The organism is Mesorhizobium sp. LNJC405B00, from assembly GCF_000502615.1.
Lineage (GTDB): Bacteria > Pseudomonadota > Alphaproteobacteria > Rhizobiales > Rhizobiaceae > Mesorhizobium.
Genome location: NZ_AYWC01000001.1, coordinates 699,604 through 720,048, shown reverse-complemented (window position 1 = coordinate 720,048; position 20,445 = coordinate 699,604). Strand labels below are relative to the sequence as shown.

Below are 20,445 nucleotides of genomic sequence, written 5' to 3'. Positions count from 1 at the left end.
TATGTCCAGACAAATGCTCGATCGCCTTATTGCCGGCACGCTGCCTGACCCGGATAGCCAGGGAATGCTGTCGGTGCCGCTGAAGACCATCGTCATAGGGCGCGGTCTCGGCGACGAAGCCGATGCGCTGGTCAAGCCGCTGCCGCTCGGCCGCAGGCTCGCCGTTGTCATGGATCCCGACACAAGGCTGGCTCTCGGCGAGAGAGTGTCCATTGCGCTGCGCGGCTCGATCGATGTCGACAAGATCATCCTGCCGCGCCATCCGCATCCCGACATGGACGCCGTGCGATCGGTGATCGCCCGCACGAAAGACGCCAGCGGTCTGGTCGCGGTCGGATCCGGCTCGATCAATGACATCACCAAATATGCCGCCCATCTGACCCAAAAGCCCTATGCGGTGTTCGGCACCGCGCCGTCGATGAACGGCTACACCTCGGTGTCTGCGGCAATCACAGAGGACGGCCTGAAGAAATCGCTGACGGCGAGCCTGCCGGTCGGTGTCTTCCTCGATCTCGATGTCATGGCGCGAGCGCCGCACCGGCTGATCGCTGCCGGCTTCGGCGATTCGATGGCGCGGCCGACCGCGCAGACCGATTGGCTGATGGCGCATCTTTTGCTCGGCACGCCCTACCGGGAGGCGCCGTTCATGCTTCTGGCGGAGGACGAGGAGGCGCTTATCGCCAAAGCCGGCGAACTCGGGACCGGCGACATTGAGGCGATGGAAGTGCTGGTGCGCACGCTGGTCATGTCGGGCCTTGGCATGACTTTGTGCGGCGGCTCCTATCCGGCCAGTCAGGGCGAACATCTCATCGCCCACTATATCGACATGCGGGGCCAGGGATTGCCCGAAGCGCATCACGGCGAGCACATAGCGGTGACGACGTTGACGATGGCGCGGCTGCAGGAACGCGTGCTGGCGCTGCGGGAATTGCAGCTCGCGCCCTCCGCCGATACGCCAGACCGCTTCATCGAAATCTTCGGCGAAACGCTCGGACGTTCCTGCTGGGCGGCATTCAAGCCCAAGCTGCTGGACCGCGAACGGGCAGACGTCATCAACACCATGCTGGCCAGGCAATGGCGCTCGCATCGTGAAAGGCTGGTGCGGGTGGCACGCCCGGCGCGCGAGATCGCGGCAGCACTGCGCGCCGCCGGCGCGCCGACCACGCCGCAGGAGGTTGCCATACCGGCTGGCTTCTACGACGAGGCGGTCGCCAATGCCCGGCTGATCCGCGACAGGTTCACCATGCTCGACGTCGCGGCTGCCTCGCTCGAAACGGTTGCGGCGGGAGCCTGAGCGGGTGCTGCGTCCGCTTGCCGACTTCACCGCGCTGGACCGGCGCAACATCGCCGTCGTGCTGACCGATATAGACGACACCTTGACCGACAAGGGACGGCTGCCGGCAAAGGCCTATGTGGCGCTGGAGCGGCTGAAGCAGGCCGGCTTCATTGTCGCGCCGGTTACCGGCCGCCCTGCCGGCTGGTGCGACCTGATCGCCCGGCAATGGCCGGTGGACGGCGTGATCGGCGAGAACGGCGCCTTCTATTTCCGCTACGACGACGCCAAAAAGCGGATTGTTCGCCACTACGCCAAGAGCGCTGCCGAACGGCAGGCCGATGCCGCGCGCCTCAAGGAGATCGAGCAAACCGTTCTGCGCGAAGTTCCGGGTGCGGCGGTCGCGGCCGACCAGGCCTATCGCGAGGCCGATCTGGCGATCGATTTTTGCGAGGACGTGGCGCCGCTGCCCAAAACCGAGGTTCTGAAGATCGTCGGCATCTTCCAGCGCTATGGCGCGACGGCGAAAATCTCGTCCATCCACGTCAATGGCTGGTTCGGCAAATACGACAAAATGTCGACAAGCCGGCTATTCTTGCGGGACTGTTTCGGTATAGATATCGACCACGACAAGGACAGCATTGTCTTCGTCGGCGATAGTCCAAACGATGCACCAATGTTCGGCTTCTTCCCCAACAGCGTCGGCGTCGCTAATGTGCTGGACTTCGCCGGCGAGCTTCCTGCGTCTCCCGCCTTCGTCACAAGAGGGCGCGGCGCGGAGGGATTTGCCGAGCTTGGCGACGCGCTGATTGCTGCAAAGGGAATGGAATAGTCATGGACCAGGGCCGACTGACGAAGAAGGAGCGGCACGCGCTTATCCTTTCGGAAGTGCGCCGGTCGGCGTCGATACGCATCTCCAAGCTCGCACGGCGCATCGGCGTCGCCGGCGAGACCATCCGCCGCGATCTCATCGAACTCGGCGATGCCGGGCTGATCAACCGCACCTATGGCGGTGCGACGATCTCGCTGGTGACATCAGAACCGGTGATTTCCGAGCGTGGCCTGACCCTGATCGAGGAGCGCGCCCGCATCGGCCGCGGCGCGGCAAGCCTTGTCGAGAAGGGCCAGATCGTGATGATCGATGGCGGTTCGACCACCTATGAGGTGGCGCGCAACCTTTCGCAGCTGAAGCGCGACCTGACCATCATCACCAATTCCACCGGAGTGGCCTCTGTGGCCGGCGCCAATCCGACCTTTCGGGTGCTGCTCTGCCCCGGGACCTATGATAGCCGGGAAGGCAGCGTGTTGGGCGAAGACACCGTCGAGTTCCTGCGCCGCTACAATGCCGACGTCGCCATTATCGGGGCATCGGGGATAAGCGCCGATGGTCCGAGCGACATGATCTCGGGCGCCGCAGCCGTTAAACGCGCGATGATATCGCGTTCATTGTCGACGGTGCTGGTGGTGACCCACGACAAGTTTGGCCGCAGCAGTCTCGAACGCATCTGCGGGCTCGATGACATTGCCGATATCGTCACCGACAGCGAACCGAAGGCCGACCTGCGCACTGCTGCCGAACAGGCGGGCACGGAGCTGCATGTGTTTGCCGCCGGCTGATCAGCAACTGCCTATCCGGCGGCATCCCGGTTGGTCAGCGCGATGTGGCAGCAGCCGGGGCCGTGGCCCGGCGTCCAGGTGACATTGTCGAAGCGCACGCCCGTTGCCTCGAACAGACCACGGTCGAAAGCGCCGGCGATGCGGCAGAGCGTGGCGAGTTTTTCATCACCGACACCGGCCTCGACCCAGGCGTCCTTCAGCGGACAACGCTTCACCTTGAAGGCGATGTGGTCCGGCCCGCGCTCGACATCGGTCGGATACATCAGGCCGCCATCCGGGCTGACGGCCAAAAATGCCTCGCCGATGGCCGGCGCGTCGTTAGGTCCGAAACGGGCGAAGGCGGCCGCCGCCACCTCCTTGCCGCGCTGCTCGATGGTGCGGATCATGATCGCCTGGGCCTTTTCCGCGCCGAGTTCGCCGGTCAGCTCGTCGAGAAACAGACGGTAGAGATCGGCGCGGTTTCGGAAGGCGGAATCGAGTTCGCGCGAGAGTTTTTCGGCTCTGGCTTCTGGTTCGGTCATGGTACTTGCCTGCTGCTTCTGTCCAATCTTGGCGCCGCCGCAACCAGCGCCTTGCCGATTGCCGACTGCGGCGCGTCGATAACGTTGCGGGCGTCGCCGCTCTCGGCGATCCGCCCGGCGTCGAGAAGAACGACGCGGTGGGCGATGGCCCGTACGACGCCGAGATCATGCGAAATGAAGAGATAGGCGATCCGTTCCCTGGCTTGCAGGTCGAGCAGCAACTCAAGGATCTGTCCGCGGACCGAAACGTCGAGCGCCGACACCGCCTCGTCGAGCACGATCAGCGACGGTTTGGTCGCGATGGCTCGGGCGATGGCGACGCGCTGGCGCTGGCCGCCGGAGATTTCGTGAATGGCGCGCGGGGCGAGATCGGCTGCCAGCCCGACGCGATCCAGCAAGGCAGCAATGCGGGCCGGCCTCTCGGCGCGGGAAGCGATGGCATGGATGCGCAAGGGATCGTCAAGCACGCGAGCCACCGTGGCGCGCGGGTTGAACGCGGCGAGCGGATCCTGGAACACCATTTGCAGGCGCGCGCGCTTGGTGCGCAGGGCCGCACCCTTCAAGAGCAGAAAGTCATCGCCTTCGAACTGGACGGTGCCGGCGTCGGGCTCGATCAACCTAAGCACCAGCCGCGCGATCGTCGACTTGCCGCTGCCGGAGGGCCCGGCCAGCGCCAGCGTCTCGCCGGGTTCGATGGCGAAGGAGACACCGTCGACGGCCGCGATGGCCTTGCCGCCACGACGGTATCGCTTGGTAAGACCGGAGACGGTGAGCAAGTTCATGCCGGCGCCCGTCGTAGCAGCGGATCGGCGTCGAGGCCGAGATGGGCGTCGAGCAGCGTTCGCGTATAGGCATGGCGCGGGGCGTTTATGATTTGCTCCGTCGGGCCGAGTTCGATCAGTTCGGCGTTCCGGAATACAGCGATACGCTCTGCGAGTTCGGCGGCCAGCGCGATGTCGTGGCTGATGAACAGCAGCGTCATGCCGTCCTCCGCCACCAGTTGCCGAATGAGGCTGACGATTTCGGCTTGCACAATGGTGTCCAGCGCGCTGGTCGCCTCATCGGCGATCAGCAGTTTCGGACCGGCTGCAATGGCCGCGGCAATAGCAACGCGCTGCTTCTGGCCGCCGGAGAGCTGGTGCGGGAAAGCACGCATGGCGGTTTGTGGGTCGGGCAGCCGGACACGTTGGAGCAGGGTTTTGGCTTTGGCGTAGGCTTGCGGCCAGTCGAGGCCGAGGTGGGTGCAGGCGACTTCGGCGATCTGTTTGCCGACGGTCATGACGGGGTCGAGGCTGGCGGAGGGGTCCTGGAAGACGAAACCAATGTCGCGGCCGGGAAGGGGGAGCGTGCTGGGCTCGGTTAATTTGAGAGGTCGGCGTTCCGTCACACCCCCCTCTGTCCTGCCGGACATCTCCCCCGCAAGGGGGGAGATTGCTCTCTCATCTCCGCCTTCGCCAACCACGAACGTTGCAGAAGGGAAGCCGTCGGCAAAGCTGCTGATCTCCCCCCTTGCGGGGGAGATGTCCGGCAGGACAGAGGGGGGTGGGAAGGATCGCGGCGCCTGAAATTGCCACTTGACATGCCCTTCAATCTTGGCGCTCGCCGGCAGCAGTCCAGCCACCGCCAGCGCCAGCGTGCTCTTGCCCGAACCGCTTTCGCCAATGATCGCCAGCCGCTCGCCGGCAATAACATCCAGGCTGACCCCCTTCAGTGCCGTCACCTCGCTGCCATCGCTGAAATAGCGCACCGACAGATCGCGTATCTCAGCCAGTGCGGTCACGACAGGCTCCTCCGCACCGCCGTCGTCTCCACCACGCCTTCGCCGGCGAGATAGATACCGAGCACGGTCAGCACCAAGGCGATGCCCGGAACGATCGACAGAAAGGGCGCGGTTCGCAGCACAGTGCGGCCCTCGGCAATCATGCCGCCCCAAGTGACGCGATTGGGGTCGCCGAGACCGAGGAAGGACAGCGCTGCCTCGGTGAGGATCGCGGCGGCCACGATCACCGAGGACAAGGCCAGCACCGGCGGCAACGCGTTGGGCAACACCTCGCGAAAAGCGATCTCAAGCGGATGCATGCCGATGACGCGGGCGCCGGCGACGTAATCGCGCTCGCGGATCGACAGCACTTCGGCGCGCGCTACACGCGCCGGTCCGGTCCAGGCGCCAAGCGCTATTGCCGTGACGACGACGCCGAGCGACGGCCCGACGACGCTGACGAAGGCCAGCGCCAGGAGAAAACTCGGCACGGTCTGGAAGGCATCGGTGATGCGCATCAGCCCCTCGTCCACAAGGCCGCCGGCAAAGCCGGCCAGCGTGCCGACGACCGCGCCGATGAAGAGTGCCGCCGCTGCCGCCGCCAGGCCGACCGCCAGCGAGGTGCGGGCGCCGTGGAACAGTTCGGCCAGCACGTCACGGCCGAGCCGGTCGGTGCCGAGCGGCAGCGACCAGTCCTGGAAGGGCGGCAGCAGTGCTGGTCCGGCAATGGCCTGCGGGTCGCCGGGGAAGAGCAGCGACGCAAACAGCGCCATGGCGAACAGAAGCGCCAGGATGATCGCGCCGGCGACCGCTTCCGGCCGGCGCAGGAACCGCGGCAGCGCGCTCACGCGCTGGCCTCGCCGGCGCCGACGCGCGGGTCGAGGAAGGCGTAGGCGATGTCGACGGCAAGGTTGACGGCAATGACGAGGACGGCGCTGGTGAGGATGATGCCGAGCAGCAGCGGCGTGTCGCGCGAAGCGACCGCTTCCTGCGCCAGCCGGCCGAGCCCGGGCACGGCAAAGACGCTTTCGATGACGACGCTGCCGCCCAGCATCTGCGCCGATTGCAGGCCGAGCATGGTGACCAGCGGCAAGAGCGCGTTGCGGGCGACATGGGCGAGCACGATGCGGCGGCGCGACAACCCCCTGGCGCGGGCGGCGAGCACAAAATCCTGCCGCCACGCCTCGGCCATGCCGGCGCGCATCATGCGCAGATAGAGCGCGAGATAGATGAAGCCGAGCGCGGAAACCGGCAGGATGAGATGGACGGCGATGTCGGTGGCGCGGTCAAAACCGGTCTTGTCCGAGGCCAGGCTCTCGATGCCGCCGATCGGCAGCCAGCGCAGGTCGACGGCAAAGACGACGATCAGCACCAGGCCAAGCCAGAAACCCGGCACGGCATAAAGCGCCAGCGAGCCGATCGACAGGAAGCGGTCGCGAAAGCTGCCGGGTCTGGCGCCGGCATAGATGCCGAGCGCCGAGCCGAGCCCGAAGGAGAGCGCGGTGGCGGTCACCATCAGGAGCAGTGTCGTCGGCAGGCGTTCCAGGATAACATCGCGAATTGGCCGCGAGAAGGTAACGGACTGGCCGAGGTCGAAATGCAGCAGCGCCCAGAGATAGTTCGCGAGCCGGGTCAACTCGGACTGGTCGAGGCCCCAGCGATGACGCAGCAATTCGATCATGCCGGCGTCGCCGCCGGTCGAGACGATGTAGGCGTCGACCGCGTCACCGGGGGCGGCTTCCAGGAGGAGGAATGTGCCGATGATGACGATCAGCAGCACGAAGATGCTGCCGGCGAGGCGACGGCGGATGAGGGTGAGGGCGCGGGTCATGGGGGACGCATGGCGGCGCGCCAGTCGGGAGAAGTGCGGTGTCTAGGCACCCCCCTCTGTCCTGCCGGACATCTCCCCCGCAAGGGGGGAGATTGGATTTCGCCTCTGCCTTCGCCAATCTTCGATGCCGAATGTACGCGACAGTGAAGCTGCTGATCTCCCCCCTTGCGGGGGAGATGTCCGGCAGGACAGAGGGAGGTGTGACGAAACGCGGCCCTACGCCATGCCTTCACACCAATTTCTTTGCGAACTTTCATCCGCGCAAATGTGTCACGATTCCAGATAGGTGTCCGCCCAGTTCGACACCGCCCATCGCGGGTTGTTGGCGATGTTGCCCACGGTATCGCGCGCGACGCTGATGAAGCTCCATTCGGCGACGTTGATCAGCGGCAGGTCCGCCGCGACCTGTTTCTGGAATTCCTTGTAGAGGTCGGTGCGCGCTGACGTATCCAGCGTCTCCGAAGCCTTGGCGATCAGCGCGTCGAGCGCGGCGTTCTTGTAGCCGCCCTGGTTGGAGAACGGCACGCCGTCGGGAATGCCGCTCTGCACCAGGATGGTGGTCGAGATCGCCGGGTCGCCGCGGAACACCGGCGGGCCGACGGCGAGGTCGAAGGCGTGGTCGGTGTAGACGGCCTTGATGTGCGCGGCCGAGTCGTTGTTGACGATCACGGCGTCGATGCCGATTGCCGCCAGCGCCTGGCGCAGATAGTCGCCGAACTGCTTGGTCTCGTTGAAATAGGGTGCCGGCAGGAGTTTCAGCGCAAAACGCTTGCCGTCATCGGCGCGCTTGTACCCCGCGTCGTCGAGCAAGGCGTTGGCCTTGGCGACGTCGAATGGATAGATCGGCACGTCGGCAGTGTAGAATTGCGGATCGTTCTTCGGCACCGGGCCGGTGGCGGTGGCGGCATAGCCGAGGAACACCGTCTTGACGACGAAGTCCTTGTCGATGGCATGCGCGATCGCCTGGCGGACCTTCACGTCGGCCAGTTCCTTGCGGCGATGGTTGATCTCGACGACGAGCTGATAGGTCAGCCCCTCATAGCCCTTGGAGATCACCTTCAGGCCCGGCACCTTGGAGATGCGGTCGAGGTCGGCCAGGGGCACGGCGGAGAAGGCGGCGAGCTGGATCTCATCGGCCTCGAGCGCCGCTGCAGCCGACGTGCGGTCGGGCAGCACCTGATAGATTATCTCGTCGAGATACGGCTCGTCCTTGGCCCAGTAATCCGCATTCCTGGTCAGCTTGTAATACTGGCCGGCCTTGTATTCGCCGAACTTGAACGGCCCGGTGCCGACGGGTGCATTGTTGGCCGGGTTGTCCTCGATCTTGCCGACCTCGTAGATGTGCTTCGGCACCACGCTCGACAGCGCCGGCAAGGCGTTGCGGATCAGCTGGAACGGGGTCGGCTTGGCGAATTTGAACACGGCGGTCAGATCGTCAGGCGTGTCGACGGCGGCCAGGTCCTTGAACACCGTGCGGCCGAGATTTTGCAGCGGCTTCCAGATCTGCAGCGCGGAGAAGGCGACGTCGGCCGAGGTGAACGGCTCGCCGTCATGCCACTTGACGCCGTCGCGCAGTTTGAAGGTCACAGACAGCCCGTCGGCGGCACCTTCCCAGGAGAGCGCCAGGCGCGGCTGCAGCCCGTCCTTGCCGTCGAAGGAGGCTTCGGCCAGCGTTTCGACGATCTTGCTGGAGATGAAGAAGACACCGTTGGAGGCGACGATGGCCGGATTGAGGTTGCGCGGCTCGGAATCGGCGGCAAGCACCAGCCGGCCACCCTTCTTCGGCGTCTGCGCCCAGCTGAATGTGGGCATGGCGGTGGAGGCCAGCAGTAAAGCCGAGCCGCCAAGCAGCGTGCGTCTGGAAATATCCGACATGATCAAACTCCGTCCTCTCCGCGACCAGATGGGCGCACCCCTCGACGCTGGCGGCACCCGCCAGCATCCTCGCGGCGATTATGGCCCTTGCCAACGGTTTCGCCAAAGACGGAATTGGCGCATCTTTGCTTGGCTTTGAAATTTTCGTCCGCTGGACCAGTTTAGAGGTAGCCCTTTCATTCTGATATTCTGGTAGGACCAGATTGCCTAAATGTGCAGCAATGACGACTTGGTGACAGCCTGCCGAACCATCTAACCTGTTTCTGGCTAGACCAGAGTGGACGAAATGGTGCAGATTTGATCGAAGCCAAGGGATTGGACGCAGTACGGCCGGCGATCCCACTGATATCAGGGAGAGAAAGATGAACATTGCCCCGGGCAAGAGCGCCGTCAGCAATATCCCGTTCGACCAGGCGAGGGTCGACCGGCTGATGGAAGAGGCCGGCATCGATGTTCTGCTCGCGACGTCCAAGCACAACACGCAGTATCTGCTCGGCGGCTACAAGTTCATCTTCTTTGCCGCCATGGATGCGATCGGCCATAGCCGTTACCTGCCTGTCGTCCTCTATGAAAAGGGCGGGCCCGATCATGCCGCCTATATCGGCAACCGCATGGAAGGCGCCGAGCACCAGAACAACCCGTTCTGGACGCCGACGCTGCATGCCGCCTGCTGGGGCACGCTCGACGCTGCCAATCTTGCGGTCGAGCACGTGACGAAAATCGGCAAGGTAGGCGCCCGCATCGGCATCGAGCCGGCCTTCCTGCCGTCCGATGCTTATGCACTGATCCGCAAGGCGCTGCCGGACGCGAAGCTGATCGACGCGACCGGCATGCTGGAGCGCATGCGCGCCATCAAGACGGACGCCGAGCTGGAAAAGCTGCGCATCGCCTCCGAGCTGATCACCGATTCCATGTTGGCGACCATCCAGTGGGCGCACGAAGGCAAGACCAAGGCCGAGATCATCGAGCATCTGCGGCGCGAGGAGACCAATCGCGGCGCGCATTTCGAATATTGCCTGCTGACGTTGGGCGCCAGCCACAACCGTGCGGCGTCACCGCAGGCGTGGAAAAAGGGCGAGGTGCTGTCGATCGATTCCGGCGGCAATTATCACGGCTATATTGGCGACCTCTGCCGCATGGGCATTCTGGGCGAGCCGGATGCCGAACTGGAAGATCTGTTGGCCGAGGTCGAGACCGTGCAGCAGGCGGCGTTCTCGAAGGTGAGGGCAGGCACCCTCGGCGGCGATATGATTTCGCACGCGGAGGGCGTGCTGAAGGCGTCGAAGGTCGCGCCCTATACGGATTTCTTCGCCCATGGCATGGGCCTGATCACCCATGAAGCGCCGTTCCTGATGACCAACCACCCGGTGACCTATGAAGGCACTTATTCGGCCAAGCCGCTGGAGACGAACATGGTGCTGTCGGTGGAGACGACCATGCTTCACCCGACGCGGGGGTTCATCAAGCTGGAGGATACGCTGGCGGTGACGGATGCGGGGTATGTGATGTTTGGGGATCGGGCACGGGGGTGGAATAGAGGTGGGATAGCCTAGCTCGGCGCTACCCCCTCACCCGGATTGCCATCCGAATTGCGAAGGGCAATTCGGGGCTATCCGACCTCTCCCCGAGGGGAGAGGAGTTTGCGCCGGCGCTGGCTTCTGCCTCTTCTCCCCTCGGGGAGAAGGTGGCCGCGAAGCGGCCGGATGAAGGGGGCCTTTCGCGATTACTTCCCCGCCGGGATCAGCCTGAAATCCGGCAGCTCCCGCAGCACCAGTTCGGGTCCGGCCGGCGAATAGACCACGAAGAGCTGCATCGGCCCATCGCCCGTGTTCAGTGTCGAATGGAAACGGCTTTCCGGCACATAGATGGTGCAGCCGGGGCCGACCTTGGCGACGACCGGATTGCCGTTCTCGTCCTCGACCATTTGTTCGCCATTGCCTGAGATGACGAAGATGATTTCTTCCGCGCCGGGGTGGTTGTGGCGGGTGTGGCCCTTGCCTGAGGGCACGTCGACGACGCCGCCGGAAAAGCGCTCAGCGCCATTCACTTCAGGCGCGACCGTCAGCGACAGCTTGCCCCAGTCAAAGCCGAAGGCGCTCACGTCCTTCGGGTATACGAATACCTTGCTCTTGTCGGTCATGATCTCATCCCCTTCTTTTTCTTCTGGTCGTGCGGCATGACGGCCTTGAAATCCGCCGTCTGCCTGGCGATCGCGGCTTCAGCCGGCAGCCGTTCCATCGAACTCGCGCCATAAAAGCCGTGCAGGCCCTTGCAGCGGTCGAGGATGTAGCGGGCATCATCCGGCATCGAGATCGGCCCGCCATGGCAAAGCAGGATGACATCCTTGCGCACCGAGCGCGCCGCGTTGGCGATGACGTCGATCTCGACCACGCAGTCGTCGAGCGACTTGGCCGACGTGGCTCCGATCGAGCCGCCGGTCGTCACCCCCATATGGGCGACGACGATGTCGGCGCCGGCTTTTGTCATGGCGCGCGCCTCGTCGGGGTTGAAGACATAGGGCGTGGTCAGAAGATCGAGCTTGTGCGCCTCGGCGATCATGTCGACCTCCAGCCCGAAGCCCATGCCGGTTTCCTCAAAACTCTGGCGCATGCTGCCATCGAACAGGCCGATGGTCGGGAAATTCTGCACGCCGGAAAAGCCCATCGTCTTCAGCTCGGCAAGCAGCAGCGGCATGATGACGAAGGGATCGGTGCCGTTGACACCGGCCAGCACCGGCGTCTTTTTGACCACCGGCAGCACCTCATAGGCCATTTCCTTGACGATCTCGTTGGCGTTGCCATAGGCGAGCAGGCCCGCAGCCGAGCCGCGCCCGGCCATGCGATAGCGGCCGGAATTGTAGATGATGATGAGGTCGATGCCGCCGGCTTCCTCGGCCTTGGCCGACAGGCCAGTGCCGGCGCCGCCCCCAACGATGGGCACGCCGTCGGCGATCATCGCCTTGAACTTCTTCAATATGTCCTTGCGCGGTATTGCGGGCATTTGTTGGCTCTCACTATCTGGCGATGTCGAGGAAGGCCGCGGTTGCGGCTTTGGCAAATTCCGGATCGTTGATGTGCAACGGCAGGCGTGAGACCCGGCGCGCGGCGTTCGGCTTGATGGTGCGCTCGACGGCATCGAACAGCACGGCGTCGGCTTCGGGGTCGAAGAAGGCGCCGCCCTCGATGTCGAGTGCCGAGACGCCTTTTTCGGGGATCAGGAAATGCACAGGGCCCTCGCAGCGAGCGAGCCTGGTGCCGATCCACTCGCCTATACCGCGGCATTCATCCACCGTGGTGCGCATCAGTGTGACGTTGGGATTGTGCTCGTAGAACAGCCGGCCCCTAAACTTCTCGGGAATGGTCGGCGGCGCCCAGAAATTGACCATGTCCAGCGCGCCGACCGAGCCTACATAGGGCAGCTTGGTGCGGGCGATGGCGCCGAAGCGGTCCTCCGTCGCAGGCAGCACGCCGCCGAGCAGCAGGTCGCAGACTTCCGTCGTGGTGATGTCGATGACGCCGGCGAGCAGGCCCGAGTCCGCGAGCTTCTCCATCGAGCGGCCGCCGGTGCCGGTGGCGTGGAAAACCATGCAGTCATAGTTGGCGCGCAACTGATCCGCGATGGCGGTCACGCAAGGCGTGGTGACGCCGAACATGGTGAGCCCGAGTGCCGGCTTGCCGGTGGCAGTCGGCGCCGGCTTTGTGGCCATGCCGGCGATCGCTTGCGCCGCGTTGTGCAGCACCGTGCGGGAGAGCCGGTTCAGTCCCGCCATATCGGTGACCGATGGCATCATGATGATGTCGGAGACGTCGACATAGGGCGCGGTGTCGCCGGAGGCGAGCGTCGAGACCATGATCTTGGGCAGCCCAAGCGGCAGCGCGCGCATGCCGGCAGTGATGATCGACGTGCCGCCGCCGCCGCCAATGCCGATCACGCCTGATATGTCGTCGCGCGACTGAATGAAACTGGTGAAGGCGGCGCCCATGCCGGCCACTGCCGTGCCGCGATCATCGATGCCGAGCACGCCACTGGCTCCATCCGGATGATGCGCCGCGACCTCGCTGGCCGGGATATCGACCGGCACGGTGGCGCCGCGCGTTCCGATGTCGACACGGGCAACCGAACTGCCGGTGGCGGCAATAGCATCGGCCAGGAAGGCAAGTTCCTCGCCCTTGGTGTCGGCTGTGCCCACCACGTAGATGCGCTTCATCGCGTTTCTCCCGTCACCGGCCGACCGGCGCCGGGCCGCCTGTCGCCCTTTGCCGGCCTTTCGGTAGGCAAAGGTCATTGCAATTTTTTGAGACGCGCGTATCGTATTGACATGGAAGTCTCACGTCAACAAGCCGCTGGGAACGACGACGCCAACGAGGCTGCAGAACGCGGCCCACGGGCCCGCACAAAACGGCTGATGCTGAAGACGGCGACGCGGCTGATGCAGGCGGGCGTCACCCCGTCGGTCAGCGAAGTCGCGGAGGCGGCGCAAGTGTCGCGCGCCACCGCCTATCGCTATTTCCCCAGCCAGGCAGCCCTGGTGCAGGCGGTGGTCGACGAGGGGCTTGGGCCGATCCTGACCTGGCAATCGACGTCCACCGATGCCGGGCGCCGCGTTGCCGAATTGTTCGATACCGCCATGCCGCGCATCGAAGCTTTCGAGGCAACTTTCAAGGCAGCGCTGAAACTGTCGCTCGACCAATGGGCGCAGCGGCAGGCGGGCACGCTGGGCGGCGAGCCGCAATTCACGCGCGGACATCGCGTCCAGCTGCTGAAGGATGCCATCGCACCGCTCAAGGGCCGGCTGCCGCCGCGCGAGTTCAAGCGCCTGGCGCAGGCGCTGTCGATGATGTTCGGCGTCGAAGTGCTGATCGTGCTGAAGGATATATGGGGGCTCGATAGCCGCGGCATGCGGTCGGTCGCGCAATGGGCGGCGGGCGCCCTTGTGCGCGCCGCGGTGGCGGAATCAACGGCTGAAATCGATGCGGCCCCGACAGCGGCATTGGCGAAATAGCGCCAATCTGGTTCGACCAGATTTGGATACCCACTATTGATGTTAACCGGGATGGCAGTGCCGAAACAAGGCTCTCCTATATGAACGAGTAGGAAAATTCAGGGAAAACAGTCGGATACATGAAAAATCCGGTTATACAAGGTCCGGTGGTGATCCAAGAAAGAGCTTGACGGCTATCCAAAATTGGTAATACCAGATCAGGAAAGAAAAGGCGGATCGAGAATGACAGCCGCAGTCCATTTCGGCAGGGCGAGGAGAATCATACGGATGGCGCGTGTTCCGTCCGCACGAGGTGGCGCATCGTGACGCAGACGTCGCCTCGCGCCAGTGACGGCAAGGGGATTGCGCTGCGCCTCGATGGGCTCAGCAAGGCCTATGGATCCGTGCGCGCCATCAACGACCTGAGCTTCGCCGTCGACGAAGGCCGCTTCTTCGTACTCTTCGGGCCGAGCTCCGTTGGCAAGACGACGACGCTGCGCACTATCGCCGGCCTCGTCCAGGCCGACTCCGGCACGCTTGAGATCGGCGGCCGCGACATGGCTCATGCGCCGATCGCCGGCCGAGGCATCTCGATGGTCTTCCAGTCTTTCGCGCTTTACCCCCACCTCACGGTCTATGACAATCTCGCCTACCCGCTGCGCGAGGAGAAAGCCGCGCGCGCCGAGATTGACAAGCGGGTGAAAGAGACCGCCGAGATCCTGAAGCTGACACACCGCCTGAAGGCCAAGCCGGCAACCCTGTCCGGCGGAGAGCAGCAGCGCGTCGCGCTCGGCCGCTCCCTGATCCGCCGGCCAAAGATTCTTCTGCTCGATGAGCCGCTCACCAATCTCGACGCCAAGCTTCGGCACGAGACGCGCGCCGAGCTGAAGCGGCTGCACCGCCAGTTCGGCATGACCGTGATCTATGCCACGCCCGACGAGCTCGAGGCTCTCTCGATGGGCGAGACGATCGCCGTCATGCGCGATGGGGGCATCGTCCAGATCGGCACGCCAGACGAGCTTTACGAGCAGCCGATCAATACCTATGTCGCCAGCAAGATCGGCTCGCCGCACATGAATCTGTTCACGGCCTCGGTGCGCGCCGACACCAGATCTTTCGACACGCCGCTCGGGACTCTGGTTCCGGCGACGGCGCCAAAGACTGCCGATGCCAACGAGGCCGCGCTGATCGGCATTCGCCCGAGCGACATTCGGCTCGCCGCCAAGGGCGAAGCCGGGGTTGCCTCGAAGGTGCATCTGGTCGAACCGCTCGGCGACATAACGATCGTCTCGGTCGAGGCCGGCGGCGAGATGTTGCGCATGGTGCTGCCGGAAGCGATCGCCGCCAGCATCAGGACCGGCGATTCGGCATCGATCGCCATCGATAACAGGAAAATCCACGTCTTCCGCGCCGCGAGCGGCCAGGCAATGACCTGACTCGAACGGCGAGAAGCAATCCGGTTAACCAAGGGAGGAAACGCGAATGACGGCGATGACCAAACTGAAAGGGCTAGCGACAGCCGCAAGCTTCGCTGCCACACTACTGGTGGGAGGCGTGACCTATGCCTCTGCCGAAGAAGTGACGTTGACGATGGCGGTGCCGGATTGGCCCCCGACCCGCATTATGAAGAAGTTCTTCGACGAGCAGTACAAGCCGAAGTCTGGCAATACTGTGAAGCTCGATGTGGACTTCATTCCGTGGCCGGATTTCTACACCCGCGTCAACGCCTCGTTGACCTCGGGCGAAAAGAAGTACAACTTCATCGTGTCGGACTCGCAGTGGCTGGGCGCCTTCGTCGAAGGCGGCTACTTCCGCAAGATCAACGATCTCATCGATGCCGACCCGGAACTCAAGGCGACGATGGAGTCGATGCATCCCGCCGTGCTCAACGCCTACTCGACCTATCCCAACAGCACGCCGAACTACTACGGCTTCCCGCAGTTCCCGGACGTGCTGGTCACCTACGGCCGCAAGGACGTGCTCTGCAACAACGACGAGCAGGCCGCCTACAAGGCGAAGTACAATGAGAAGCTGCCCTGCACCGGCGAGGAAATCGACGCCATGGACTGGAACACGTTCGAGCATGTTGGCGAATTCTTCCAGCGCAAGAAGGGCGACAAGCTCGCCGGCCAGGTGCTGGATGACGATTTCTATGGCATCGCCTATCAGGCAGGCAAAGGCTACGACTTCTCGACGAGCTCGGTCCACACGTTCGTCTGGGAGCATGGCGGCGGCATCTGGGATGAAACCAAGGCCCCGACCGGACATGCCGAAGGCGTCGTAAACTCCCCGAAGTCCATCGAGGGCATGGAGCATTTCCTCAAATTGCTGAAGTTCATGCCGCCGGTGGTCAAGACCGGCACCATGGACATCTTCGTCTCGGACCAGTTGTTCCGTGAAGGCAAGGTGGCCATGAACATCGACTGGATCGGTCTCGCCGAAGCCTCGCTCGATCCCAAGACGTCGAAGGTTGCCGACAAGCTGGTGTTCGGATTGGCGCCAGGCCTGCGCGGTGCCGACGGCAAGGTGAATCGTACGTCACAGATCGGCGGACAGCCTTTCGTTCTCACCACCTGGACGACGCCTGAGCAAATCAAGGAAGCGGTTGGCTTCGTGAAGTGGTGGCTCTCGCCTGATATCCAGCACCAGTTCGCCGCCGGCGGCGGCCAGTCCGCGATCAAGTCGGTCTACAGCGATCCGAAGTATGTGACCTATCGTCCGTGGGACCGCGCCTGGGCGAACTCGCTCGACTGGCAGAAGGACATGTGGCACGTGCCGCAGTTCTTCGAACTGCTCACCCAGCAGCAGGACCAGTACGACCTGGCCATCACTGGCAAGCAGGACGCCAAGACCACCTTGGATAACATCGCCAAGTTCCAGGAGGACCTCCTGAAGAACGATGGTCTTATCCAGTAACCTTCCGACATAGCTGCGGGGAGCGGGCAAAAGCCGCTCCCCGTCATTGCCACTTCAGGCGCTCCATATTTCGGACTCCCATGACCGCTGTTTCAAGCACGCTGCTGACACCACGCCTTACCGCGGTTGTTGCCCACAACTGGAAACTCGCCATCGCTGTCGCTGTCGTCGTGTCGGCCATATCAATGGCGGGCTTGCCTGCGGCTGTCTCCTTCTGGGTGGTGGGCGCCGCGGTGGCGTTGGTCGCGGCCGCATTTACCGTCAACGCGTATCGCCGCCACTACTTCGGCGCCTTGCTGGTCGCTCCGGCAATCGCCGTTCTGTTTGTGATGAATATCTTCCCCCTGCTGTGGTCGCTGGGCCTTTCGTTCTTCGCCTACCAGGCAAACCAGCAGACGATCCGCTTCGTCGGACTCGGGAACTACATCCGGATCCTTACCAACGATCTCGCTGCTCACGCGACTTGGGGCGCGCTGATCAATACCGCCATGTTCGTCGTGTTCACCGTCTCCGCGCAGATGATCGTCGGCTTTCTGCTGGCCATCCTGTTCGCCAAGCAATTTCCGCTGCGCAAGTATTTGTTGATCCTGGTGCTGACACCGATGATGCTTTCGGTTGTCGCCTCTGGCGTGTTCTTCACCTACTACTATGACCCGACATTCGGGATTCTCAGCTACGTCATCAATTCCATCTCCGGCAACCAGTTCATCCTGATGAGCAACAAAGTCGGTGCCGTGGCGGGAATCGTTTTCGCCGACGCATGGATGTGGTCGCCCTTCGTCATGCTCCTTGTGCTGGCGGGCCTCGTCTCGGTGCCGAAATACCTTTACGAGGCCGCTGCCATCGACCGTATTTCCAGCTGGCGGCAATTCTGGATGATCACCTTCCCCTACATCCGCGGCCTTCTGATGTTGGCCCTTCTCTTCCGCACCATCGAGGCATTCAAGCTGGCGGATCTCGTCATCCTCCTCACCAAGGGCGGCAACGACACGCTGACGATCTCCTATCACTTGATCCGCATCGCCAACGAGCAGAACAAGACGAGTGAGGGCGCGTCGATCTCCTATCTGATGCTGTTCATGGTGATCGTTCTCACCAACCTCTACCTGTACCTCGCAAACCGCCGTACGCAGGGAGCCTAACCCGTGACCGAATCGATATTGGGAAAGCTCGGCTTCCGCAGGGCCAGCGGAGTAGACGAGGCCGGCTGGGGGCGGACGCTCGCCGTGGCCGTCGTCGCCTTTATCTATTTTCTGCCGGTGCTGTTCATCATATTCACCGCCTTCAAACCGCAGGGCGACGCGCTTCTGGTGCCTCCGACGCTGTCGCCCACGTCGCTGTTCGGCTTGATTCCGGATCATTTTGTGTTCAAGCCCACGCTCGAAAATTTTGGGTCCGTCTTTTCTCGCTCGATGACGTCGGGCGGTGCCCCGGAAGCGACAGGATTCGACCGTTATTTCTTCAACTCGATCTTCATCGCCTCGGCTTCGGTGCTGCTGGCGCTGGTCATCGGCACCCTGGCGGCCTTCGGCTTCTCGCGCTATCCGCTGAAAGGCAATGACACCTACCTGTTCATCATCCTGACCACGCGCATGCTGCCGGCGATTGTGGTGATCATTCCGGTGATCCTGATGTTCCGCGTAGTGGGCCTGTCGGGCTCGTATCTCGGCATCATCATGCTCTACACCGCCTTCAACCTGGCCTTCACCATCTGGATGATGAAGAGCTTCTTCGATGAATTGTCGCCAGACGTCGAGGATGCCGCCCGCCTCGACGGATCGTCCGGAATGCGGGTGTTCTTCAAGATTTGCCTGCCCCAGGTCATTGCCGGGCTCGCCGCCACGTTCGTGTTCGGCCTGATCCTCACCTGGAACGAGTTCCTCTTCGCCCTCTTGCTCTCGGGGCCCGACACGAGGACGGTCCCGGTCGCCATGAACCAGGCCGTGTCGTCGGGTGGACGCGGCACCGACTGGACTTTGCTTGCCGCCATCGAAACCCTGTTCCTCGTCCCAGTCTTCCTGGTCACCTTCTTCTTGCAAAACCATCTGTTGCGCGGTGTTACCTTCGGCACGGTGAAGCGCTGAGATGTCAACCATCGAACTCCGCAAAGTCACCAAGCGCTTCGGCTCCTTCACCGCGGTCAAGGACGTTGACCTGTCGGTGGCCGCCGGTGAGGTCGTCTGCCTTCTCGGCCCGTCCGGCTGTGGCAAGACGACGACCTTACGCGTCATCGCCGGGCTGGAAAGCGTCACTGACGGCGAGGTCGTCGTCGCCGGCAAGGTGATGAACAAACTGCCGCCCGAAAAGCGCGACATCGCCATGGTGTTCCAGTTCTACGCGCTCTACCCGTCGGCATCGATCGCCGAGAACATCGCCTTCCCGCTCTATCATGACGGCATTTCCGGGGCTGAGCGGACTGCCCGCGTCAACCGCGTCGCCGCGGTCCTTCACCTGGAGCACGTTCTCGACCGGCTGCCGAACCAGATATCCGAGGGCGAAAAGCAGCGCGCCGCCATGGCCCGCGCCATCGTCCGCGACCCCAATTGCTTCCTCTTCGACGAGCCCTTGTCGCGTCTCGATGTCGAACTGCGCCAAACCATGCGTGGCCAGATCAAGGAAGTGCTGCAGGGCCTCTCCAAAGCGACCGTGATCGTGACCCATGACCAGCTCGAAGCGCTCACCATGGCCAACCGCATCGCCATCATGAAGGACGGCCTGATCGAGCAAGTCGGCTCACCGCACGAGGTATTTGCCAAGCCCGCCAATGCTTTCGTGGCGAGCTTCATCGGCACGCCGCAGATGAATCTTCTCGAGGCCGACCTCAAGGCCTTCGCCGATGGCACGGCGGACATGACCGTGGCCGGCATTAGTCTGGCGATCCGCACGGACGCGGCGGTCGCGCGCCTGCAGCCCGGCAAGGTGACGATCGGTGTCCGCCCCCGTGCTTTCACCGTGACCGATACGGGGGACCGTGGCACCATCTCCGCCAGAGCCGAGCTCATCGAGCCCATGGGCGCCGAAACCCTTATTCATGCCCGCACGGCGGCAGGCGCCGACATCCGCGTCGTGGTGACGAGAAGCCAGTGGGTCAAGGTCGGCGAGGCGCTGAATCTACGCCCCGATCCCAGGCAAACCCATGTCTTCGATGGCGCCGGAAAGGCGGTGCGGTCATGAGCGACAGTTCTTCCGGCATGAGCCGCGCCGGCGCGTTCCGCCTCGAGCTCTTCATCATTGGCCTCGGCGTCTTGGCGCTGGTGCTGATCTTTCAACCCTTTTCCATCGGCCTGTACGCGGTCGGCAGCGGTCTCGTGGTGCTTGCCGGGCTCATCAACAACCTGCTGCCGTTGGCCCAGCCGGGCGTCAAGGTGCGCAGTGTGGTGACCGTAGCGCTGGTCGTGGCGCTGGTCTTCTGCATTGCGCTGCTGGTATCGATCACGGCGGCGCATCTCTACGGCGTCTTCTTCCTCAATCCACCGGACCCCAACACTCTCGCCGGCAAGGCGCAGCTCGCCACGCCGCCTTTCTACAAGCAGGCTTTCGTGTGGGAAATCGCCGCCGCGGCGGTGATTCTCGCGCTGATCGTCACCGCTCTCAACAAGACAGCGCGATGATCAGCAGCTGACGCTATCCGGCAGGTCGCGCTCGCGCCCGTCCGCGACGGTCGGTGTGCGT

20 protein-coding genes are annotated in these 20,445 nt (G+C 63.5%); 11 read left to right on the top strand and 9 right to left on the bottom strand.

Annotation, left to right across the window (positions count from 1 at the left end; translation table 11 throughout):
• Position 1: 1 nt before the first annotated feature.
• From X756_RS161705 to X756_RS161715, 3 genes are read left to right on the top strand one after another with little or no spacing between them, the layout of a single operon-like run.
• Positions 2–1,294, top strand: a complete 1,293-nt coding sequence (locus X756_RS161705) for an iron-containing alcohol dehydrogenase (RefSeq protein ID WP_081731100.1) — start codon at positions 2–4, stop codon at positions 1,292–1,294.
• A gap of 7 nt (positions 1,295–1,301) precedes the next feature.
• Positions 1,302–2,105 (top strand): HAD-IIB family hydrolase, encoded by an 804-nt coding sequence (locus X756_RS161710; protein WP_023728586.1) that lies wholly within the window; start codon positions 1,302–1,304, stop codon positions 2,103–2,105.
• Between the two features lie 2 nt (positions 2,106–2,107).
• Positions 2,108–2,890, top strand: coding sequence for a DeoR/GlpR family DNA-binding transcription regulator (locus tag X756_RS161715; RefSeq protein ID WP_023672930.1), 783 nt, complete (start codon positions 2,108–2,110; stop codon positions 2,888–2,890).
• Positions 2,891–2,901: 11 nt separating this feature from the next.
• Here the strand turns inward: X756_RS161715 and X756_RS161720 are convergent, their stop codons facing one another.
• From X756_RS161720 to X756_RS161745, 6 genes are all read right to left on the bottom strand, one after another.
• Entirely contained in the window at positions 2,902–3,411 is a 510-nt protein-coding gene (locus X756_RS161720) for an L-2-amino-thiazoline-4-carboxylic acid hydrolase (protein WP_023728585.1), read from the bottom strand.
• Positions 3,408–4,193, bottom strand: a complete 786-nt coding sequence (locus X756_RS161725) for an ATP-binding cassette domain-containing protein (RefSeq protein ID WP_023728584.1) — start codon at positions 4,191–4,193, stop codon at positions 3,408–3,410. Before X756_RS161725 ends, X756_RS161720 begins: the two co-directional genes overlap by 4 nt.
• Positions 4,190–5,191 (bottom strand): ABC transporter ATP-binding protein, encoded by a 1,002-nt coding sequence (locus tag X756_RS161730; RefSeq protein WP_023728583.1) that lies wholly within the window; start codon positions 5,189–5,191, stop codon positions 4,190–4,192. Before X756_RS161730 ends, X756_RS161725 begins: the two co-directional genes overlap by 4 nt.
• A complete protein-coding gene (locus tag X756_RS161735; protein ID WP_023728582.1) occupies positions 5,188–6,018 on the bottom strand; it encodes an ABC transporter permease in 831 nt (276 codons plus the stop codon). Before X756_RS161735 ends, X756_RS161730 begins: the two co-directional genes overlap by 4 nt.
• Entirely contained in the window at positions 6,015–7,001 is a 987-nt protein-coding gene (locus X756_RS161740) for an ABC transporter permease (protein WP_023728581.1), read from the bottom strand. The genes X756_RS161735 and X756_RS161740 overlap by 4 nt, the downstream gene beginning before the upstream one ends.
• A 270-nt stretch (positions 7,002–7,271) precedes the next feature.
• Positions 7,272–8,882 (bottom strand): ABC transporter substrate-binding protein, encoded by a 1,611-nt coding sequence (locus X756_RS161745; protein ID WP_023728580.1) that lies wholly within the window; start codon positions 8,880–8,882, stop codon positions 7,272–7,274.
• Positions 8,883–9,238: 356 nt separating this feature from the next.
• Here X756_RS161745 and X756_RS161750 point away from each other — a divergent pair, with 356 nt between their 5' ends.
• On the top strand, positions 9,239–10,429 hold the full coding sequence (locus tag X756_RS161750) for a Xaa-Pro peptidase family protein (protein ID WP_023728579.1): 1,191 nt from the start codon (positions 9,239–9,241) through the stop codon (positions 10,427–10,429).
• Positions 10,430–10,599: 170 nt separating this feature from the next.
• Here X756_RS161750 and X756_RS161755 read toward each other — a convergent pair whose 3' ends face one another.
• From X756_RS161755 to X756_RS161765, 3 genes are read right to left on the bottom strand one after another with little or no spacing between them, the layout of a single operon-like run.
• Complete coding sequence (locus X756_RS161755) at positions 10,600–11,016, bottom strand: cupin domain-containing protein (protein WP_023728578.1); 417 nt, start codon at positions 11,014–11,016, stop codon at positions 10,600–10,602.
• On the bottom strand, positions 11,013–11,876 hold the full coding sequence (locus tag X756_RS161760) for a phosphoenolpyruvate hydrolase family protein (RefSeq protein WP_023728577.1): 864 nt from the start codon (positions 11,874–11,876) through the stop codon (positions 11,013–11,015). The genes X756_RS161755 and X756_RS161760 overlap by 4 nt, the downstream gene beginning before the upstream one ends.
• A 13-nt stretch (positions 11,877–11,889) precedes the next feature.
• The gene (locus tag X756_RS161765) at positions 11,890–13,083 is read right to left on the bottom strand and encodes a Tm-1-like ATP-binding domain-containing protein (RefSeq protein WP_023728576.1); all 1,194 of its coding nucleotides are present in this window, start codon (positions 13,081–13,083) and stop codon (positions 11,890–11,892) included.
• 111 nt (positions 13,084–13,194) lie between these two features.
• Here X756_RS161765 and X756_RS161770 point away from each other — a divergent pair, with 111 nt between their 5' ends.
• From X756_RS161770 to X756_RS161795, 7 genes are all read left to right on the top strand, one after another.
• Positions 13,195–13,878 (top strand): TetR/AcrR family transcriptional regulator, encoded by a 684-nt coding sequence (locus X756_RS161770; RefSeq protein ID WP_023704248.1) that lies wholly within the window; start codon positions 13,195–13,197, stop codon positions 13,876–13,878.
• 302 nt (positions 13,879–14,180) lie between these two features.
• Positions 14,181–15,293 carry an ABC transporter ATP-binding protein gene (locus tag X756_RS161775; RefSeq protein WP_031237758.1) on the top strand — a complete coding sequence of 371 codons (1,113 nt, stop codon included), beginning with the start codon at positions 14,181–14,183 and terminating at the stop codon, positions 15,291–15,293.
• A gap of 46 nt (positions 15,294–15,339) precedes the next feature.
• Positions 15,340–16,773, top strand: coding sequence for an ABC transporter substrate-binding protein (locus X756_RS161780; protein WP_023728574.1), 1,434 nt, complete (start codon positions 15,340–15,342; stop codon positions 16,771–16,773).
• A gap of 80 nt (positions 16,774–16,853) precedes the next feature.
• Entirely contained in the window at positions 16,854–17,915 is a 1,062-nt protein-coding gene (locus X756_RS0133500) for a sugar ABC transporter permease (protein ID WP_023835039.1), read from the top strand.
• Between the two features lie 3 nt (positions 17,916–17,918).
• Positions 17,919–18,857: a carbohydrate ABC transporter permease gene (locus X756_RS161785; protein WP_023728572.1), complete on the top strand. Its 939-nt coding sequence runs from the start codon at positions 17,919–17,921 to the stop codon at positions 18,855–18,857.
• A gap of 1 nt (position 18,858) precedes the next feature.
• Positions 18,859–19,947 carry an ABC transporter ATP-binding protein gene (locus tag X756_RS161790; RefSeq protein WP_023728571.1) on the top strand — a complete coding sequence of 363 codons (1,089 nt, stop codon included), beginning with the start codon at positions 18,859–18,861 and terminating at the stop codon, positions 19,945–19,947.
• Positions 19,944–20,384, top strand: coding sequence for a hypothetical protein (locus X756_RS161795; RefSeq protein ID WP_023728570.1), 441 nt, complete (start codon positions 19,944–19,946; stop codon positions 20,382–20,384). Before X756_RS161790 ends, X756_RS161795 begins: the two co-directional genes overlap by 4 nt.
• Positions 20,385–20,445 lie beyond the last annotated feature (61 nt).

What these genes read in the sequence shown, in the direction of transcription:
- X756_RS161760 (WP_023728577.1), bottom strand. Translation starts at nt 11,876, where the DNA reads ATGCCCGCAATACCGCGCAAGGACATATTGAAGAAGTTCAAGGCGATG.
- X756_RS161755 (WP_023728578.1), bottom strand. Translation starts at nt 11,016, where the DNA reads ATGACCGACAAGAGCAAGGTATTCGTATACCCGAAGGACGTGAGCGCC.
- X756_RS161715 (WP_023672930.1), top strand. Translation starts at nt 2,108, where the DNA reads ATGGACCAGGGCCGACTGACGAAGAAGGAGCGGCACGCGCTTATCCTT.
- X756_RS161750 (WP_023728579.1), top strand. Translation starts at nt 9,239, where the DNA reads ATGAACATTGCCCCGGGCAAGAGCGCCGTCAGCAATATCCCGTTCGAC.
- X756_RS161740 (WP_023728581.1), bottom strand. Translation starts at nt 7,001, where the DNA reads ATGACCCGCGCCCTCACCCTCATCCGCCGTCGCCTCGCCGGCAGCATC.
- X756_RS161780 (WP_023728574.1), top strand. Translation starts at nt 15,340, where the DNA reads ATGACGGCGATGACCAAACTGAAAGGGCTAGCGACAGCCGCAAGCTTC.
- X756_RS0133500 (WP_023835039.1), top strand. Translation starts at nt 16,854, where the DNA reads ATGACCGCTGTTTCAAGCACGCTGCTGACACCACGCCTTACCGCGGTT.
- X756_RS161720 (WP_023728585.1), bottom strand. Translation starts at nt 3,411, where the DNA reads ATGACCGAACCAGAAGCCAGAGCCGAAAAACTCTCGCGCGAACTCGAT.
- X756_RS161765 (WP_023728576.1), bottom strand. Translation starts at nt 13,083, where the DNA reads ATGAAGCGCATCTACGTGGTGGGCACAGCCGACACCAAGGGCGAGGAA.
- X756_RS161705 (WP_081731100.1), top strand. Translation starts at nt 2, where the DNA reads ATGTCCAGACAAATGCTCGATCGCCTTATTGCCGGCACGCTGCCTGAC.
- X756_RS161795 (WP_023728570.1), top strand. Translation starts at nt 19,944, where the DNA reads ATGAGCGACAGTTCTTCCGGCATGAGCCGCGCCGGCGCGTTCCGCCTC.
- X756_RS161790 (WP_023728571.1), top strand. Translation starts at nt 18,859, where the DNA reads ATGTCAACCATCGAACTCCGCAAAGTCACCAAGCGCTTCGGCTCCTTC.
- X756_RS161770 (WP_023704248.1), top strand. Translation starts at nt 13,195, where the DNA reads ATGGAAGTCTCACGTCAACAAGCCGCTGGGAACGACGACGCCAACGAG.
- X756_RS161725 (WP_023728584.1), bottom strand. Translation starts at nt 4,193, where the DNA reads ATGAACTTGCTCACCGTCTCCGGTCTTACCAAGCGATACCGTCGTGGC.